The organism is Serratia sp. 2723 (assembly GCF_050434425.1).
Classification (GTDB): Bacteria; Pseudomonadota; Gammaproteobacteria; order Enterobacterales; family Enterobacteriaceae; genus Chania.
This window is the reverse complement of the sequence record NZ_JBNDIN010000010.1, coordinates 144,275-162,336: the sequence shown is the minus strand read 5'-3', so window position 1 is coordinate 162,336 and position 18,062 is coordinate 144,275. Positions and strand designations below refer to the sequence as shown.

General features: G+C 54.5%; 20 protein-coding genes. 3 read left to right on the top strand and 17 right to left on the bottom strand.

Going from position 1 to position 18,062, the window contains the following annotated elements; genetic code table 11:
* Positions 1-42: 42 nt before the first annotated feature.
* The 8 genes from fusA to fkpA form a co-directional block, all read right to left on the bottom strand.
* The gene (fusA, locus tag ABIE29_RS16185; RefSeq protein WP_429619745.1) at positions 43-2,157 is read right to left on the bottom strand and encodes an elongation factor G; all 2,115 of its coding nucleotides are present in this window, start codon (positions 2,155-2,157) and stop codon (positions 43-45) included.
* Between the two features lie 90 nt (positions 2,158-2,247).
* Positions 2,248-2,718, bottom strand: coding sequence for a 30S ribosomal protein S7 (gene rpsG, locus ABIE29_RS16180; protein WP_021181637.1), 471 nt, complete (start codon positions 2,716-2,718; stop codon positions 2,248-2,250).
* A 91-nt stretch (positions 2,719-2,809) separates the two neighbouring features.
* Positions 2,810-3,184, bottom strand: coding sequence for a 30S ribosomal protein S12 (gene rpsL / locus ABIE29_RS16175; protein WP_021181638.1), 375 nt, complete (start codon positions 3,182-3,184; stop codon positions 2,810-2,812).
* A 145-nt stretch (positions 3,185-3,329) separates the two neighbouring features.
* Positions 3,330-3,617 carry a sulfurtransferase complex subunit TusB gene (gene tusB, locus ABIE29_RS16170; RefSeq protein WP_429619744.1) on the bottom strand — a complete coding sequence of 96 codons (288 nt, stop codon included), beginning with the start codon at positions 3,615-3,617 and terminating at the stop codon, positions 3,330-3,332.
* 9 nt (positions 3,618-3,626) lie between these two features.
* A complete protein-coding gene (gene tusC / locus ABIE29_RS16165) occupies positions 3,627-3,986 on the bottom strand; it encodes a sulfurtransferase complex subunit TusC (protein WP_429619743.1) in 360 nt (119 codons plus the stop codon).
* Between the two features lie 8 nt (positions 3,987-3,994).
* A complete protein-coding gene (tusD, locus tag ABIE29_RS16160) occupies positions 3,995-4,384 on the bottom strand; it encodes a sulfurtransferase complex subunit TusD (RefSeq protein WP_429619742.1) in 390 nt (129 codons plus the stop codon).
* A complete protein-coding gene (locus ABIE29_RS16155; RefSeq protein WP_021181642.1) occupies positions 4,384-5,106 on the bottom strand; it encodes a helix-turn-helix transcriptional regulator in 723 nt (240 codons plus the stop codon). Before ABIE29_RS16155 ends, tusD begins: the two co-directional genes overlap by 1 nt.
* A gap of 326 nt (positions 5,107-5,432) precedes the next feature.
* Positions 5,433-6,314 carry an FKBP-type peptidyl-prolyl cis-trans isomerase gene (gene fkpA / locus ABIE29_RS16150; protein ID WP_429619741.1) on the bottom strand — a complete coding sequence of 294 codons (882 nt, stop codon included), beginning with the start codon at positions 6,312-6,314 and terminating at the stop codon, positions 5,433-5,435.
* A 318-nt stretch (positions 6,315-6,632) separates the two neighbouring features.
* On the opposite strand from fkpA, the gene ABIE29_RS16145 reads away from it, so the two are divergent.
* Positions 6,633-6,860: a SlyX family protein gene (locus ABIE29_RS16145; protein ID WP_429619740.1), complete on the top strand. Its 228-nt coding sequence runs from the start codon at positions 6,633-6,635 to the stop codon at positions 6,858-6,860.
* Positions 6,861-6,905: 45 nt separating this feature from the next.
* On the opposite strand, the gene slyD is transcribed toward ABIE29_RS16145, so the two are convergent.
* From slyD to kefG, 4 genes are all read right to left on the bottom strand, one after another.
* A complete protein-coding gene (gene slyD, locus ABIE29_RS16140; protein WP_429619739.1) occupies positions 6,906-7,493 on the bottom strand; it encodes a peptidylprolyl isomerase in 588 nt (195 codons plus the stop codon).
* A 94-nt stretch (positions 7,494-7,587) separates the two neighbouring features.
* Positions 7,588-7,791 carry a YheV family putative zinc ribbon protein gene (locus ABIE29_RS16135; RefSeq protein WP_037376686.1) on the bottom strand — a complete coding sequence of 68 codons (204 nt, stop codon included), beginning with the start codon at positions 7,789-7,791 and terminating at the stop codon, positions 7,588-7,590.
* A gap of 14 nt (positions 7,792-7,805) precedes the next feature.
* Positions 7,806-9,614: a glutathione-regulated potassium-efflux system protein KefB gene (kefB, locus tag ABIE29_RS16130; protein ID WP_429619738.1), complete on the bottom strand. Its 1,809-nt coding sequence runs from the start codon at positions 9,612-9,614 to the stop codon at positions 7,806-7,808.
* Positions 9,614-10,168 (bottom strand): glutathione-regulated potassium-efflux system ancillary protein KefG, encoded by a 555-nt coding sequence (gene kefG / locus ABIE29_RS16125; RefSeq protein WP_024482696.1) that lies wholly within the window; start codon positions 10,166-10,168, stop codon positions 9,614-9,616. Before kefG ends, kefB begins: the two co-directional genes overlap by 1 nt.
* A 134-nt stretch (positions 10,169-10,302) precedes the next feature.
* Between kefG and ABIE29_RS16120 the strand changes: the two genes are divergently transcribed.
* On the top strand, positions 10,303-12,222 hold the full coding sequence (locus ABIE29_RS16120; protein WP_429619737.1) for an ABC transporter ATP-binding protein: 1,920 nt from the start codon (positions 10,303-10,305) through the stop codon (positions 12,220-12,222).
* Between the two features lie 83 nt (positions 12,223-12,305).
* On the opposite strand, the gene ABIE29_RS16115 is transcribed toward ABIE29_RS16120, so the two are convergent.
* On the bottom strand, positions 12,306-13,826 hold the full coding sequence (locus ABIE29_RS16115; protein ID WP_429619736.1) for a nicotinate phosphoribosyltransferase: 1,521 nt from the start codon (positions 13,824-13,826) through the stop codon (positions 12,306-12,308).
* Between the two features lie 10 nt (positions 13,827-13,836).
* On the bottom strand, positions 13,837-14,697 hold the full coding sequence (gene prs, locus ABIE29_RS16110; protein ID WP_429619735.1) for a ribose-phosphate diphosphokinase: 861 nt from the start codon (positions 14,695-14,697) through the stop codon (positions 13,837-13,839).
* Positions 14,698-14,888: 191 nt separating this feature from the next.
* Between prs and ABIE29_RS16105 the strand changes: the two genes are divergently transcribed.
* The gene (locus tag ABIE29_RS16105; RefSeq protein ID WP_429619734.1) at positions 14,889-15,608 is read left to right on the top strand and encodes an NUDIX hydrolase; all 720 of its coding nucleotides are present in this window, start codon (positions 14,889-14,891) and stop codon (positions 15,606-15,608) included.
* Positions 15,609-15,611: 3 nt separating this feature from the next.
* Here the strand turns inward: ABIE29_RS16105 and tauD are convergent, their stop codons facing one another.
* Genes tauD through tauB form a run of 3 tightly spaced genes read right to left on the bottom strand, consistent with a single transcriptional unit; the run spans position 15,612 to position 18,054 of the window.
* Positions 15,612-16,460 (bottom strand): taurine dioxygenase, encoded by an 849-nt coding sequence (gene tauD / locus ABIE29_RS16100; protein ID WP_429619733.1) that lies wholly within the window; start codon positions 16,458-16,460, stop codon positions 15,612-15,614.
* Positions 16,457-17,290: a taurine ABC transporter permease TauC gene (gene tauC / locus ABIE29_RS16095; RefSeq protein ID WP_429619732.1), complete on the bottom strand. Its 834-nt coding sequence runs from the start codon at positions 17,288-17,290 to the stop codon at positions 16,457-16,459. The genes tauD and tauC overlap by 4 nt, the downstream gene beginning before the upstream one ends.
* On the bottom strand, positions 17,287-18,054 hold the full coding sequence (gene tauB, locus ABIE29_RS16090; protein ID WP_429619731.1) for a taurine ABC transporter ATP-binding subunit: 768 nt from the start codon (positions 18,052-18,054) through the stop codon (positions 17,287-17,289). Before tauB ends, tauC begins: the two co-directional genes overlap by 4 nt.
* Positions 18,055-18,062: the final 8 nt, after the last annotated feature.

Here is an 18,062-nt window from a genome sequence, read left to right as displayed (position 1 = left end):
CCTCATGGAGAGAGCACTGATCAATGTGTTAAACCCGAAGGCTTATTTACCACGGGCTTCAATAACGGCCTGAGCGACGTTGTTCGGCGCATCATCGTACTTCAGGAACTCCATGGAGTAAGAAGCACGGCCTTTGGTCAGAGAACGCAGTTGAGTTGCGTATCCAAACATCTCGGACAACGGAACTTCAGCGTGAATCTGAACGCCAGTAGCGTTGGATTCCTGACCTTTCAGTTGACCACGACGACGGCTAAGGTCACCGATGACGTCACCAGTGTTCTCTTCCGGCGTTTCAACTTCAACCTTCATGATAGGCTCAAGCAAAACAGGTTTCGCTTTCTTAAAACCATCTTTAAAGGCGATAGACGCGGCCAGTTTAAACGCCAATTCGGAGGAGTCAACATCGTGGAAAGAACCGAAATGCAGACGCACACCGAGGTCAACTACCGGATAACCGGCCAGTGGACCAGACTTAAGCTGCTCCTGGAGACCTTTATCAATGGCAGGGATGTATTCCGTTGGGATCACACCACCTTTAATGTCATTGATGAACTCGTAGCCTTTCGGATTTGAGCCCGGCTCCAGTGGGTACATGTCGATAACAACATGACCATACTGACCACGACCACCAGACTGCTTGGCGTGTTTACCTTCGATGTCAGTAACTTTCGCGCGAATCGCTTCACGGTAAGCAACCTGTGGTTTACCGACGTTAGCTTCAACGTTAAATTCGCGACGCATACGGTCAACCAGGATATCCAGGTGAAGTTCACCCATACCTGCGATGATGGTCTGACCTGATTCTTCGTCAGTCCATACGCGGAAGGATGGGTCTTCCTTCGCCAGACGGCCCAGAGCCAGACCCATTTTTTCCTGGTCAGCTTTGGTTTTTGGTTCTACCGCAACGGAGATTACCGGCTCAGGGAACTCCATACGTTCAAGAATGATCGGGCTAGCAGGATCACACAGCGTATCACCGGTAGTTACGTCTTTCAGACCGATAGCCGCAGCGATGTCGCCGGCACGAACTTCTTTAATCTCTTCACGCTTGTTAGCGTGCATCTGAACGATACGGCCCAGACGCTCACGCGCGGCCTTCACGGAGTTCAGAACGGTGTCACCGGAGTTAACTACGCCAGAGTACACACGGAAGAACGTCAGGTTACCCACGAATGGGTCGGTAGCGATTTTGAACGCCAGTGCAGAGAACGGCTCGGCGTCGTCAGAATGACGCACGGCCGGGGTATCTTTACCGTCGTCCAGAATACCGTTGATAGCTTCAACGTCATCTGGTGCAGGCAGGTATTCGATAACCGCATCCAGCATTGCCTGTACGCCTTTGTTTTTAAAGGCAGAACCACAGGTTACCAGAATCACTTCATTGTTCAGCACGCGCTGACGCAGAGCTTTCTTGATTTCTTCCTCGGTCAGCTCTTCGCCGCCCAGGTATTTGTCCATCAGCTCATCTGACGCTTCAGCTGCAGACTCAACCAGATTCTGGTGCCATTCAGCAGCCAGTTCCTGCATGTCAGCTGGGATCTCTTCGTATTCGAAGGTCACGCCCTGATCGGCTTCGCTCCAGTTGATGGCTTTCATTTTCACCAGGTCAACAACACCGGTGAATTTCTCTTCTGCGCCGATAGCCAGTTGCAATGGAACTGGATTCGCGCCCAGACGAGATTTGAGCTGACCAACAACTTTCAGGAAGTTAGCACCCATACGGTCCATTTTGTTAACGAACGCGATACGTGGCACTTTGTATTTGTTAGCCTGACGCCATACGGTTTCAGACTGTGGCTGAACACCACCAACAGCACAGTAAACCATTACCGCGCCATCAAGCACACGCATGGAACGTTCTACTTCGATGGTGAAGTCAACGTGCCCTGGGGTGTCGATGATGTTTACACGGTGCGGCTCAAACTGCTTGGCCATACCAGACCAGAAAGCAGTTGTCGCTGCAGAAGTAATGGTAATACCACGCTCCTGCTCCTGCTCCATCCAGTCCATGGTCGCGGTGCCTTCGTGCGTTTCACCAATTTTATGGTTTACACCGGTATAGAACAGAATACGTTCAGTGGTAGTGGTCTTACCGGCGTCAATGTGCGCACTGATACCGATGTTACGGTAGCGCGAAATGGGTGTTGTACGAGCCATTTGATTCCTCTATTGCCTTAGGCGGTTCGGTGAAACCAAGCGGGTTGGCTTCTTGAAGCGCCCACTTGGTTAGCATAACTACTGCGTGGATTACCAGCGGTAGTGGGCGAACGCCTTGTTGGCTTCTGCCATACGGTGAACGTCTTCACGCTTCTTAACAGCAGAACCTTTGTTCTCTGCTGCATCAGACAGTTCGTTCGCCAGGCGCAGAGCCATGGATTTATCACCACGTTTACGAGCGGCATCAACGATCCAACGCATTGCCAGGGCATTACGACGAACCGGACGAACTTCAACTGGTACCTGGTAAGTAGAACCACCAACGCGGCGAGACTTAACTTCTACAGTCGGGCGCACGTTGTCGAGAGCGACTTCGAAAGCTTCCAGGTGACCTTTACCAGAACGCTGAGCCAGGGTCTCCAGCGCGGTATAGACGATTGCTTCTGCAGTAGATTTCTTACCATCTACCATCAGAATGTTTACAAATTTAGCCAACAGCTCGGATCCGAACTTAGGATCTGGCAGGATTTTACGTTGGCCTATTACGCGACGACGTGGCATGGAAATACTCCGTTGAAAATTTCAGGATTGTCCAAAACTCTACGAGTTTATTTTGACATTAAAATGTTTGGCCTTACTTAACGGAGAACCATTAAGCCTTTGGCTTCTTCACGCCGTACTTGGAACGAGCTTGCTTACGGTCTTTAACGCCGGAGCAGTCAAGTGCACCACGGACGGTGTGGTAACGCACACCTGGCAAGTCTTTTACACGACCGCCACGGATCAGGATTACGGAGTGTTCCTGCAGGTTGTGGCCTTCGCCACCGATGTAAGAACTCACTTCGAAACCGTTAGTCAAACGCACACGGCAAACTTTACGCAGTGCGGAGTTTGGTTTTTTCGGGGTGGTGGTATATACGCGAGTACATACGCCACGTTTCTGCGGGCAGGCTTCCAGCGCTGGAACGTTGCTTTTAGCAGCCTTCACAGAGCGTGGTTTGCGAACCAGCTGATTAATCGTAGTCATTAAAAAAAGCTCCTGGGTTTTGCTTCGTTTTTTGCTTCGTAAACATGTGATAAATCCCCCCGTATGCACTATTGGCACAGTACGAGGACGCAGAATTTTATGGCTGACTGGTAGAGGTGTCAAGAAATATACAACATCACACGCATTACCATGCCATTTGGCTGTGGTGTTTCTCGGTTAACACAACGAAGTCAGTATAACCGATTAGCGTGATTTTGGGTGAAAAATGACCAGACAGGCCTCTGGCATCCAGATCGACCTGCAGTGCATAAAGGGATATGGAGGCATTGAGCAATAAATCAAGGCTGGCGCTACCGGCCAGGCCGGCCAGTACGCCGTCTTGCAGTAACAGCAGGGCATCACCTTCTCTGGTGAGCCTTAACAACGCAGGCAGGTCGCAACGGGTTGGGGAACGGCTGAGGGTATACAGCATCAAAATATCCTAGAAAGTCATGACCACATCGTAAGTGGCCAGTTTCTGGCGCAGAGTATCTGCAGGCAGAATTTCGGCCTTCAGCACCCAGTCGGTGACCTGTTGCAGGCCGCGCTCCTGGATAGCCATTGCGCAGAGATAGCAGTTTTCAACATCATACAGCGGCAATACGCCAAAGGTGGCGATGTAATTGCGGGCCAGGATCTTTTCGGGTTGTTGGCCCGGCAGCAGTTGCAACACGCCATCGCCGACAAAAAACACGCCGATATCCTCGCTCAGTGCCGACGTCGCCAGCACCGCATCCAGCCCTTCCCGACCAGCCGCACTGCCATGTGGCCCTTGGGTAAATACAAACGCAACTCGTTTCATCTTGCTCATTAAAACTGTACCAGGCGGTCGTTGCTCAGCGCCGCTTCTGCCAATGAACCCAAACCGCTGAGGGTAAACCCCGGCTGCAGGTTGGCAGCCGCCAACGCCAACTGTGCGGCTTCTTGTTCATCGGTCACGCCACGGCGCAAAGCTGCCGCCACACAGACGTTAAGCTCCACGCCATGTCGCTGTGCCAGATCAACCCACGCACGCACCAGATCGAATTCATCGCTGGCCGGAGAGATCAGTTGGTTGGCATTCAGCACCCCTTCGCGATAGAAAAAAACGCTGGTAATGCGGTGGCCTGCCGCCAACAGGGCCTGGGCGAACTGCCAGGCGCTGCTCGCTTGCTGAGTGCCATAAGCCGGGCCAGTGACCAACAGGCAGTAGTTAAGCATCAGCGCTCATTACCCAGCAGATCGCCACTCTTGAACTGGCGGATATACAGGTAGACGGTATGTTTGGAGATATTGAGGCGATCGGCAACCTGATTGATCGCGTCCTTGATATCAAAAATGCCTTTCTCGTACAGGTTGAGTACGATCTGGCGATTTTTGGCGTTATTGGACACATTGCGATCGGCATTCACTTCTTCGATGGTGAACTCCAACGTCTGCGCCACCAGATCGTCAACCGAGGAGGCGAAGTTGACCGAGGAGGCCACCTCCTGCGTTTCCGGCGGCATAAAGGTCTGGATGATCTGAGAAAACGGTACATCGAGGTTCATGTTGATACACAACAGGCCGATCACCCGCTGTTCGCGATTGCGGATGGCAATCGTCACCGACTTCATCAACACGCCACTTTTGGCCCGGGTGAAATAGGCTTTGGAGACGCTGCTGTCATCGCCCGCCATATCATGCAACATACGCAGTGCCAGATCGGTGATCGGCGAACCGATCTTACGCCCGGTGTGCTCACCATTGGCGATACGCACGGCGGAGCATTTCAGATCTTCCAGGGAGTGCAACACGATTTCGCAGTGCCCACCAATCAGCATCGCCAGCCCATCGACCACGGCTTCATACGACTTCAGGATTTCATGGTCCGTCTGACTAAACGGACGCTCATTCAGCAAATCAAGTTCGCTGGCTTCGCTGGATAAAAGCGAATTTGACATCGAAGATACCACCTACATAGATCGCCTGTGCCAGGGGACGCAACTAAAACGGCTCGCGCAGGAGACAATCGCTGCCGGGAGCAGTTTTAGGTACACGCCCTAAGGGGCAGGCGCATGATTCATAAGTTCAGACCCAGAGTCTAGCAAAACGGCCAGATGCTGGTCCTTACATTTGCGCGTGATATTGACGTTAAGCCCGATGCCCGGCAGGCGTCAAGCGATCAGTAGAGACAGGAAGTAAAGTTGCAGGATATTTTGCATTCTTGGTAGCGCAGAAATGAAAACCGCCGCGAAGAACATTCGCGGCGGTTGGGAAAATCTCAGACTTATTTGGCTTTAGCGTCTGCAGCAGCTTCGTCAGCCGCTTTTTCTGTTTTGTCGTCAGCCTTGGCTGCCGGTTTCACATCCAGCAGTTCAACATCAAACACCAGCGTGGAGTTGGCAGGGATCCCTGGAACGCCATTTTTACCGTAGGCCAGTGCCGGTGGGATAACCAACTTGATTTTGCCGCCTTTCTTGATGTGTTTCAGGCCTTCAGTCCAGCCTGGGATCACGCCGTCCAGACGGAATGACAATGGCTCGCCACGATCGTAGGAGCTGTCAAACATGGTGCCGTCGGTCAGGGTACCTTTGTAGTTTACCACTACGGTATCGCTGTCTTTCGGTGCTTCACCGGTACCTTCTTTCTCTACTTTGTACAGCAGACCAGATTCGGTTTTCTTCGCGCCTTTTTCTTTGGCGAAGGTTTCAGCGTATTTAACGCCTTTCGCTTCGTTTTCTTTCGCGTCCTGCTCCATCTTAGCCTGAGCGGAGGCCTTCACGCGCACTTCAAAACCTTGCAGGGTTTTTTCGATGTCGGAGTCATTCAGTTTGCTCTGCTTGGCAAACGCGTCCTTAACGGCCCCGAGCATCACATCTTTATCCAGCTTGATGCCCAGCTTGGCTTGCTCATCCAGCGAGTTTTCCATGTAGCGGCCAAGTTGAACACCCAGTGCGTAAGCGACCTGCTCATCGTCATTCTTGAACTTACCGGTGCTTGGCGCTTCTGCCGGTTTAGCCGCCGCAGCAACAGCAGGCGCGACCTCACCCGTCGTGGTAACGGTGGCTGCATCAGCAGGTTTGGCCTCATCGGCTGCCATAACTTGGGTCGCATTCAAAGCAAGAGCCATAGTGGTTGCCAGAAGCGTGACTTTAAACAAAGATTTCATCCATTTCTCCAGTGTCTGAAGCGGTGCCTCAAACCATCATTAAGTAAGTTAACCGGGCTACTATAGCTGCCTGAAACAAAACAAAACAGTCACACAGGTAACCAAATCGAGTCAAGATGTGACCCCACATTGGTGGCAAAGTTCAAGAAAAACAACTATAACATTGATAATTAAGTGTTTTAATTGAAAATCTTGTGAATTGAATTGCCCTGCTTGCGGCAATGAAAAACCGTTCGCCGAAATTGGCAAGCACAAAGCTGACCGCCACTGATAACATAGTGCCAGAATCCCGGATTTAACAGTGCCAGAGGTAACATCATGCACGAGAAAGACTATGAGAGCCTGCTACAGCGGTTGGAAGAGATGGAAAGCCGCCAGGCCTTTCAGGAAGTGACGATTGAGGAACTCAACCAAACCGTGGTGCAGCATCAGCTTGAAATGCTGAAGATACAAGAGCATCTACGCCTGCTGACCGACAAACTGCGCGCCAGCCAACCTTCAATGATCGCCTCGCAGTCGGAAGAGACTCCTCCCCCGCATTACTAAAAAAGGCCGCCGAAGCGACCTTTTGTTGCAGTTACAGCACCAGCATTAGTGGCAGCCGCAACCACCGTTGCCACCACAGCCGCCTTTCTTGCCGTGGTCATGATCGTGGTCGTGATCGTGGCCATGACCGCCGCAGCAGCCGTCACCGTGTTCGTGGTGATGATCGTGCTCACCGTGAACGTGGCCGTGAGCCAGTTCTTCTTCGGTCGCTTCACGGATCGCCACAACTTCTACGTGGAAGTTCAGGTCTTGGCCAGCCAGCATGTGGTTACCATCAACCACTACGTGGTCACCATCAACTTCGGTGATTTCAACCGGAACCGGACCCTGATCGGTATCAGCCAGGAAGCGCATGCCTACCTGCAGTTCATCAACGCCCATAAAGACGTCTTTAGGAACGCGCTGCACCAGGTTTTCATCGTAGTTGCCGTAAGCTTCGTTAGCGGCAACATGAACGTCGAAACGATCGCCCGCTTCGTGACCTTCGAGTGCTTTTTCCAGACCTGCAATCAGAGAGCCATGCCCGTGCAGATAGTCCAACGGTGCACTCACCGGAGACTCATCAACCAAAACACCGTCTTCTGTACGTACTTGGTAAGCCAGGCTGACCACCAAGTCTTTTGTTACTTTCATGATATCTCCTACCGTTGGAAACTAAATCGGTGGAGATTGTAGCGGAAATCTCCAGCGCTGTACCCTTCAGCATAAAAAATCACGGCAGATAACGCTACTCCGGATGAAAAATACCAATAACCTGTTCCTGCGGGCGAACGTGTTTTTCCACCTGTTGCTCGGTCTGGCGCTGATGATGGCCACACTTGACACACTCCACCACTTCGACCTGATCTTCACGCCAAACCGCCAGCGTATCCATAGCGTTACAGCTTGGGCAAACCGCCCCGGCGATAAATCTTTTACGTGTTGCAGACATCATTGAGCTCCAAATCATTCATATTCATCCCAGCCGTCGAACTGCCGTTTTTCTTTTTGCATTTCGCGGTGGAAAAGTTCTTCCAGCTCGCGCCGGGCTTCTTTCACGCGGGAAATCTGGGCCACGTCCCCCAGATGCGGAGGCATCAGTTCACGCAGCATGCGCATATCCAGACGGCGAAAATGCTGCTGAGCGCGATAAGCCTGATGCGGGTGCATCCCCAATTCTGTTAACGCCTTGCGCCCTAGCTCCAGGGCGCTGGAGAAGGTTTCCCGGCTAAACTGCTTCACGCCAGCCTGTAGCAACTCGTGTGCTTCCACACGCCCCCGCGCCCGCGCCAAAATGGACAGGTTGGGGAAGTGCTGCTGGCACAGATGGACGATGGCCATGGTATCTTCCGGCTCATTACAGGTAATAACGATAGATTTGGCCTTTTCCGCACCGGCTGCCCGCAGCAGCTCCAGCTCTGTGGCATCCCCGTAGTAAACCTTGTAACCGTATCGGCGCAATACGCCAACCGCACTAACATCTCGTTCAAGCACGGTGATACGCATCTTGTTAGCCATCAGTAAGCGGCCAATTACCTGCCCGAAGCGGCCGAAACCGACGATAATGACCTGCGGATCGTCATCTGCCACGTAGGGTGCTTCTTCATCCTCATCTTTGGCGTTATAGCGGCGGGCCAGAATGCGATCGATAATCTGCATCAGCAACGGCGTGGTCATCATTGAGAGCGTCACCACAACCAACAGCAAGGCCAGTTGCTCGTCGCCCAGGATATGCTGCGTCGAAGCGGCCGAGAACAGCACAAAGGCAAACTCACCGCCCTGGCTCAACACCCCGGAAAATTGCAGACGCACCGAACGCCGCAGGCCAAAGATACGCGCTAACGAGTACAACACACCGGACTTCACCGCTACCAGGATCACTACGCCAAGCAACACTTCCAGCAGATGGGTATACAACACGCCCATATTCAGCGCCATGCCTACCGAGATGAAGAACAGCCCGAGCAACAACCCCTTGAAAGGCTCAATGGCGATTTCCAGCTCATGGCGATATTCGCTCTCTGCCAGCAGCACCCCGGCGATAAAGGTCCCCAATGCCATCGACAGGCCAAGGGCATCCATAAACAGCGCGGCCCCCAGCACCACCAACAACGCGGCAGCCGTAAATATTTCGCGCACTCCAGATGAGGCGATATAACGAAATAACGGGCGTAACAGGAAGCGCCCCCCGATCAACATACCGCCGAAGGCCGCGACCTTCATGCCGATCTCTGCCCAATCGTCGCTGGTGCCTGCGCTCCCGGCCAGGATCGGGATCAACGCCAACGCCGGGATCACTGCCATATCCTGGAACAGCAGCACCGAGAAGCCTAGCTGGCCCCCCTCGTTGCGGTTCATGCCTTTTTCACGCATCAGTTGCAGCGCCATGGCCGTCGATGACATGGCCAAACCTATGCCGCCTATCACCGCCGCCTGCCAGGCAAAATGGCTGAAGTAAAGCAGCGCGCCGAGCACTGCCGCCGTGACCAATACCTGCCCGGCACCGACACCAAAGATCGAACGACGCAGCTCCCACAGCTTGGCCGGGTTCAGTTCCAGTCCGATGATAAACATCAGGAACACCACGCCCAACTCGGAGAAGTGCAGAATTTCATCCACATCCCGGATGAATCCCAAGCCCCACGGGCCGATGGCGATACCGGCGATCAGATAACCTAAAACAGCCCCGATCCCCAGGCGACGGGCAATCGGCACCGTCACCACTGCGGCAAACAGGAACAGCAGTATGGCGGTTAATAGCGTAGAACCTTCCATCAGTGCCTCCCGGTATGCGGCAACGGGTTACGCAGCCAATCCCCATAGGCGCTGGCATGGCTGCTTAATACTTCCGGTTTCTGGCGGCGCGCCCAATAAACGAGGATTGGCGTCAGCCAGTGCATATGACACATGGCCGCGGTAAGCTCAAAAGGGCGCAGAATATCCTCGATCGGATAGCGATTGTAACCGCCGGTGCGATAGGCACCTTCCGGCTCCCCGGTGGTGATCACCGAACGCCAGTATTTGCCTGCCAGCGCATTACCACCCATCCCACTGGCAAAGCCACGGGACAGCACACGGTCCAGCCACTCTTTGAGCAAGGCCGGGCAGCTATAGGTATATAAAGGGTGTTGGAAAACGATGACCTGATGGTCGCGCAGCAGCTGTTGTTCGTGATGGATATCAATAAAGAAATCCGGATAGTGCGCGTATAAATCGTGCACGGTAACATGTTCCAACTGCTGTGCCGGTTGTAACAAAACCCGGTTTGCTACCGAGTCCTGGGATTCCGGATGGGCATACAGCAGCAAAACCTTCGGCGGCTGTGACATCATTCCCCTCCAAAGCGTCGTCAGGGTGGCGGATTTCCGTTACCATGCAACGCAAAGACTAATAATAGGACGGGTCAGCGTCCTGTTAACGTAAACTCAATTCAATTTAACATACTCTGAACAAACGGCGCTTTATGATTGTTTTCTCCTCGCTACAAATCCGACGCGGTACCCGCGTCCTGTTGGACAACGCCACGGCGACGGTTAATCCAGGTCAGAAGGTCGGCCTGGTGGGTAAGAACGGCTGTGGGAAATCCACGCTGTTGGCCCTGCTGAAGGGTGAGATCGCCGCAGACGGTGGCAGCTACACCTTCCCAAACAACTGGGCGCTGGCCTGGGTGAATCAGGAAACGCCGGCACTGGACGTGCCCGCCATTGAGTATGTTATCGATGGAGATCGGGAGTTCCGCCAGTTGGAAGCCGAATTACAGGTGGCAAACGATAACAACGACGGCCACGCCATCGCCACGCTGCACGGCAAGCTCGATGCCCTGGATGCCTGGACCATCCGCTCCCGTGCCGCCAGCCTGTTGCACGGTTTAGGTTTTTCCAACGAGCAACTGCAAAGCCCGGTGCGAGCCTTCTCCGGCGGATGGCGTATGCGCCTCAACCTGGCACAGGCTTTGGTTTGCCGTTCCGATCTGCTGTTGCTGGACGAACCCACCAACCACCTGGATCTGGATGCAGTGATCTGGCTGGAACGTTGGCTGAAAAGCTATCCGGGCACCCTGGTGCTGATTTCGCATGACCGTGACTTCCTCGACCCTATCGTCGACAAAATCCTGCACATCGAAAATGAGACCATCAACGAATATACCGGTAACTATTCCTCCTTCGAGCGCCAGCGCGTCACCAAACTGGCACAGCAGCAGTCGCTGTATCAGAGCCAACAGGAAAAAGTAGCGCACCTGCAAAGCTATATTGACCGTTTCCGTGCCCAGGCCACCAAGGCCAAACAGGCACAGAGCCGCATCAAGATGCTGGAACGGATGGAGCTGATTGCCCCGGCGCACGTCGATAACCCGTTCACGTTTAGCTTCCGCCAACCCGAAAGCCTGCCGAACCCATTGCTGCGCATGGAAAAAGTCAGTGCAGGCTATGGCGACAAGGTGATCTTGCAGTCAATCAAGCTCAACCTGGTGCCCGGCTCGCGTATTGGCCTGTTGGGGCGTAACGGTGCCGGTAAATCAACGCTGATCAAAATGCTGGCTGGCACGTTGGAGCCGCTAAGCGGGGAGATCGGGCTGGCAAAGGGCATCAAACTGGGTTACTTCGCCCAGCATCAGTTGGAGTTCCTGCGCGCCGATGAGTCGCCGCTACAGCATCTGAGCCGCATCGCCCCTCGCGTACTGGAGCAGCAACTACGGGATTACCTTGGCGGCTTCGGCTTCCAGGGCGATAAGGTCACCGAAAACACCGAACGTTTCTCCGGCGGTGAAAAAGCACGACTGGTGCTGGCGCTGATCGTCTGGCAGCGCCCTAACCTGCTGCTGCTCGATGAACCGACCAACCACCTGGATCTGGACATGCGCCAGGCGTTGACCGAAGCGCTGATCGATTTCGAGGGGGCATTGGTGGTGGTTTCACACGACCGCCATCTGCTGCGTTCTACTACCGACGATCTGTATCTGGTACACGATGGCCAGGTAGAGCAGTTCGAAGGCGATCTCGACGATTACCAGCAGTGGCTTAGCGATCTGCAAAAGCAGCAGGCGCAGCAGGATGCCGCACCGAAGCAGGATAACGGCAACAGCGCCCAGGCACGTAAAGACCAAAAGCGCCGTGAAGCCGAATTCCGTACGCAAACCCAACCGCTGCGTAAGCAGATCGCCAAGCTGGAACAACAGATGGATAAGCTGGGTGCCGAATTGGCCGCGGTGGAAGAACAACTGGCAGACTCGGCGCTGTACGACATCAGCCGCAAAGCCGATCTGACCGCCTGCCTGCAAAAGCAAAGCCAGGCGAAATCTGCTCTGGAAGAAACGGAAATGACCTGGCTGGATGCCCAGGAACAGCTGGAGACGCTGACCCAGGCGTTTGAAGCAGAGAGTTGATTTAACGCCCCCTAACCCTCTCCTAAAAGGAGAGGGGACCTATCGTGCTACAGCTTAACTCTGTAATCGCCTACGAGCTCAATTCAGCTCCCTCTCCCTGTGGGAGAGGCTTGGGATGAGGGACAGGCAAGGCGCTGGCGGATCTGCTCCAGTGAGTCCTGGTTGTAGAGTCTGCCATCCAGGAAGCGCGTTTTCAGTTCACCCTGCTGTTCCTGCTGCCAATCCTGATTATCCAGCAGTTGATATTCTCCTTCCCCATCGCGGATCACCCGTAACAAGCCGCGGGCAGATTGTTTCAGGCCGCTGTCGGTCTTCGGTTGTTTGAAGATAGGGCGCCCCACTCCGTTTACCTCACCGTAGGTCGCCTTCATCGCAAAACCAAAGGTATCGCGGGTATTATACTGATAAGTAAAGGAACCCACGCCAAATACCACGTTAGAGCTGGCAAAACCTTTCGCCTCCAGGCGTTGCAGGATTTCCTGAGCGCGCTCTAGAGTGATGGAGTCGCCATAAATCAGCCCGACATGGGGATCCAGCACTTTGTAGCCCTTGCCGTTAACCGTGCCACCAAAGATTTCCCACAACACTTCTACCGAGCCTTTCTCTTCGGCGCTGCGTTGCGCACTTCGATCGCTGTCATCGCCAGTCCCACAAAGGATCGCCACCGGGTCGCCACTGTCTGGGCGGAAGACCACGCGGCCATCGCGCGCCATAATCTTGCTGTGTAACTCACGGGTAAACTCCGTCAGTACCTGCCAGTAATCCCAGGTATCCGACACGATGGAAACCAGCCCGTTCGGGTAAAGATCTTCTATCAAGCGGCGGAACGTTTCGATCTCCGTTGCCTGCTCTCCCATGCACATCACGCTATGTTCGGTGGCGGGGATGCTGCCAGCCACGAAGTAATCTTCTGCGGTTGGATAATACTTCTGTGCGTACAGCACCGCAGGAATGTTGTCGGTCCCCTTGAAGCTGAGCAAATGCCCGGCACCGGATTGCGCGACATCATGCATGCCCGACATGCCGCGGAAGGAAAAGTCGTGGCATTGGAAATCCAGATGCGCCAGGTCATCACAGGTTTTATCCGCCCACATCTGGCAGATCTTGCGGTAATGGTGGGCAATGGTGGCATTGGTGGAAGCCTTCCACAGTTCGGCCGAGATCACCGTTTCCAGGTAGTTGACCAGCCAGAAGAACTCCTCACGCGTATTGGTGATGGTCAACACAGGCACCTTCATCCTCACCTTGCTGCCTTCATCCAACCCTTTGATATGCAGTGGCAGATAACCCAACCGATGCAGGGCGCGAATATGCTCCACGCAGACCCGGTCCTGTCCAATGTAGCTATCCATCAGCTTTTTATATTCCCCCACTACCTGCTCTTCCGGTTGGGCGAAAAACTGTTGGTTGAAGAGATCCACCATGAACCACTGTAAAAAGCCCTGTAAACCGAAGAACACCAGTTGGCCATCCGGCAGTGGAGAAGCAAAGAATCGATCGCTGCGCGGCGTGAAGTTGGAGTAGATCCGCGTAGTGCCCAGCGGATACTGCTCACGGTGAGACACTTTGTAGCCATCAATTGCCAGAATAGGATTGGTTAACATAGTCGGTTCCTTAGTGAGCGTAGATACGCGCAATATCAATCAGTTCAACACGTTGCCCAGCGAGTTCCGCCGCAGCATAGGAAGTGGTGGTATAGATGTTATCGATGCCTTGGTTCAGCAAAGCCGCAGTACCTTTGGAAAACACCCCGTGGGTAACATACAGACTGACCGTACGCGCCCCCGCCTGGCGTAACACCTGGGCCGAGCCAATAAAGGTGCCGCCACCGTCGCACAGATCATCCACAATCAGCACGTCTTTGCCCTGCACATCGCCAGCCAGCAGTTCAAAGCCCGTCAGTTCGCCGCTGAACACGTCACGATGTTTGGTCAGGATGCCGTATTGCGCGATACCAAAGTGCGCCGCTACCGCGTGAATTTTTTTCAGCGCGCCGGCATCCGGTGCCACCAGGAACAGCTGCTGCTGGGTCAGTAAACTGGCCAATCTGCTGCTGTGCTGCATGCACTGTTGCTGAGTAATGATGTGCATGTTGTCGATCACGGCGGCAGCCACTTCGCTGTGTGGATCCAACACCGTCACACGGTCAAACGCCAAGGTATTGAGTAATTGGCCGAAAACCTTGAGCGCAAAGCTATCGCCGGAGGTCATATGGCGATCCTGGCGGGCGTAGGGCAGATAAGGCAGCTCAAGCAGGCTTTCTTTGATTAAGAACTGGTGGCGCACCGCCTGCGTCAACTGTGCCAGCAGCATGAAGTCATCCATGCTGCTCATTGCGCTGGCACGAATACGCATCTGCGAAGCCCCCGTTGTTTCAGGCGGTGCAAACCGGGCATACACCGCCCCATCGGGAAACTGTCCGGTTGTCACCTTCACTTCAATGTCGTTCAAAAACAATTGCAGTTGTGCGCTCATATTCTTCCCCCCCACCAATTAATGTCCCTAGGACATTTATATAATTGTCCAAGAGACATTTATTGGCAAGCGAAAAATGTCTTAATCGCAGTAAATTCGCTTAACCATTTGTTTATTTACGCTTTTAATAATTATCATTAGCCGGCAGCTATTGTTATATTGTCCCAAAGACCTTTTAGCCGAGCGCCAGCATGACCACGCAAGCCGAGTACCTGAAAAACTATGATCCGCGCCTCTTCCCCTCACCGCTTGTCACCGTCGACAGCGTGCTGTTTACCGTACACGGCGGGAAGCTGTGCGTGCTGTTGGCCAAGCGCGCTAATCACCCTTTCCTCGATCAATGGGGATTGCCCGGCGGGTTTATCGATTTGCAGCGCGACGCCTCCACGCAAGCGACGGCCGAACGTAAACTGAGGGAAAAAACCGGTGTGGTGCCGCCCTATCTGGCGCAGTTGGCCAGTTTTTCTGGCCCGGAAAGGGACCCGCGCGGCTGGAGTCTGACCACGGTCTACTTTGCTCTGATCGCCCATGCCGATTGCCAGCCGCATATCGCCGACGTGAGTGACGTCGCCTGGGTGCCGTTGGACAACCTGCAAGCGCAGCAGCTAGCTTTCGATCATCAAACGATCGTAGAAGCGGCACTGCAGCGACTACGACAAAAAACGGCTTACTCCATGCTGCCGGTCTATTGCCTGCCAGCGGAGTTCACGCTTTCCCAATTGCAGGAAGTGATCGAGATCATTTTGTCGCATACGGTGCAACGCAAAAGCCTGATGCGGCGTTTTGACGCTTCGGAAATGTTTGAGGAAACCGGCGAGAGAGTGGCAACAGGCGCACGCAAGGCACGCCTGTACCGCAGGAAAGTGGGGGTAGATATGCGAAACTTTTCCAGAAACCTGATGGTGGAGTGATCTTCAGGCACGATAGAACGGCTTATCCCCCAAAATGGTCGCGCGGTGCATTATGCGCCGCTGCGGCAGGTAATCCGCGTTGGCGTAATGCTGCGTCACCCGGTTATCCCAGATGGCAATATCATTGGTCTGCCAGCGCCAGCGCACCTGAAACTCCGGCTTGGTGATATGCGCAAACAGGAAGCTCAGCAGGGCATCGCTCTCCTTCGCCGCCAGCCCGACAATCCGCGTAGTAAATCCTTCATTGACGAACAACGCCTGCTTACCGGTCACCGGGTGGGTGCGGATCACCGGATGTAGCAGCGGTGGGTTTTTCTGCACCGCCAACTGCCAGCGCTGATGCTCTTCCTCACTGCCACGATGTTTATATTCGGGGAACGACTTGGTGAAGTCATGCTCCGCCTGCAACCCGACCAACAGGCGTTTAAAGGGTTCGGACAACGCTTCATAAGCAGCAATCCCGCTAGCCCACAGAGTGTCCCCACCGGTCGTCGGCAGCCGCTTGGCGGCTAAAATCGCCCCCTGCGGAGGGTTTTCAATAAAGGTGACATCGGTATGCCAGTTGTCGTTATCCGGCGGGTTATCGTCATGGGTATCCAGCACAATGATCTCCTCCACATCGGGAGCATGTGGATACACCGGATGAATATGCAGATCGCCAAAACGGCCTGCCAGCTCGCGCTGTTGTAGCGGTGTGATCGGCTGATCGCGCAGGAATAGCACCTGATGCTTGAGCAAGGCATGGTAAAGCTGTTCAAACTGGCCGTCGCCCAATGGCCGTGCCAGATTGACGTTTTCCACCAGTGCACCGATATAAGACCCCAACGGGGAGATCACCAGACGTTCGTTCATTGTTGTACTCCATGCCAGGGGGTCAACCGGCGCTGTAAGGCACGCAGCCCCAACTCCAGACCAAATGCGATTATCGCAATCACGCTGATACCGGCGATCACCACGTCGGTCGCCAAAAACTCACCTGCGGACTGCACCATAAATCCCAAGCCGCGCGTGGCGGCAATCAGTTCGGCGGCCACCAGCGTAGACCAGCCGACGCCCAGGCCAATACGGATGCCGGTCAGAATTTCCGGAAGCGCGCTGGGCAACACCACAAAGCGCAACAGTTGCCAGCGGTTGGCTCCCAAAGCTTGTGCAGCACGAATGCGCACCTGCGCTACGCTGCGTACGCCTGCCACGGTCGAAAGCGTCACCGGAGCAAAAATCGCCAGGTAGATCAGCAGGATTTTCGAGGTTTCACCGATGCCAAACCAGATCACCATCAGTGGCAGATAGGCCAGCGGCGGCACCGGACGATAAATTTCAATCAAGGGATCGAGCAGGCCGCGCACTGTCTCACTCAGCCCCATCGCAATACCCACCGGGACACCAATCACCACAGCAGCCAGCAGTGCCACCAGGATCCGACTCAGGCTGGCGGCCAGGTGTTGCCATAGCGTGGCATCCATAAAGCCTTGCGGGCTGGCAATGACCACCAACTGATGCAATACCTGCTGCGGTGCGGGCAGAAATAGCGGGCTGATCAGCTGCAAGGCAGTTACCGCCCACCAGACCGCCAACAGTAGCAGCAAGGTTGCCGTGCTCAGCTTGAGGCTGCGCGGCAGCGTGAAACGAGATTGGCGCACCGCTGTCGGTACTGCGGCTTTCAGAACAGAATGCAGGCTCATAGCAAGGCCTCGCGCTGTTGGAACACCCGGCCCAGCACGTATTCACGCTGGGCAATAAACTCAGGATCGGACTTGATGGCGCGGCAAGCCTCTCCGGCAGCATAGCGCTGGCCAAAATTCAGCGATAAACGCTCCACCACCTGCCCAGGGCCAGGAGAAAGCAGTATCAGCTCGCTGGCCAGGAACACCGCTTCTTCAATGTCATGGGTGATCAGCAGCACCTGCTTGCCGGTATCGCGCCAAATGTTCAACAGCAGTTCTTGCATCTGTTCGCGAGTGAATGCGTCCAGCGCCCCGAAAGGCTCATCCAGCAGCAATAGCCGAGGATCGGCAGCCAAGGCGCGGGCAATGCCCACCCGCTGACGCATCCCACCGGACAGTTGCCAGATGAAGTGTTGTTCATAGCCGCTCAGCCCCACACGTTGCAACATCTGCTGCGCCACCTTGCGGCGTTGCGGCTTGGCCACACCGGCCAGTTGTAAGCCAAACTCCACGTTATCCACCACGTTGCGCCACGGCAGTAAGCCTTCATGCTGGAAGACCACGCCCCGCTCGGCACCCGGACCTTTGACGGGAACATCATCCAGCGTAATGCTGCCTGCCGTTGGCTCAATAAAGCCGGCGATCAAATTCAGCAACGTGGTCTTGCCGCAGCCCGAAGGTCCAAGCACCACCACCAGTTGCCCTCTGGCTATCTGGAACGATACATCGCGCAGTGCCGCACGCCCCTGATAATCGGCCGAAAGATGGTTAACGTTTAGCATGACGGCCC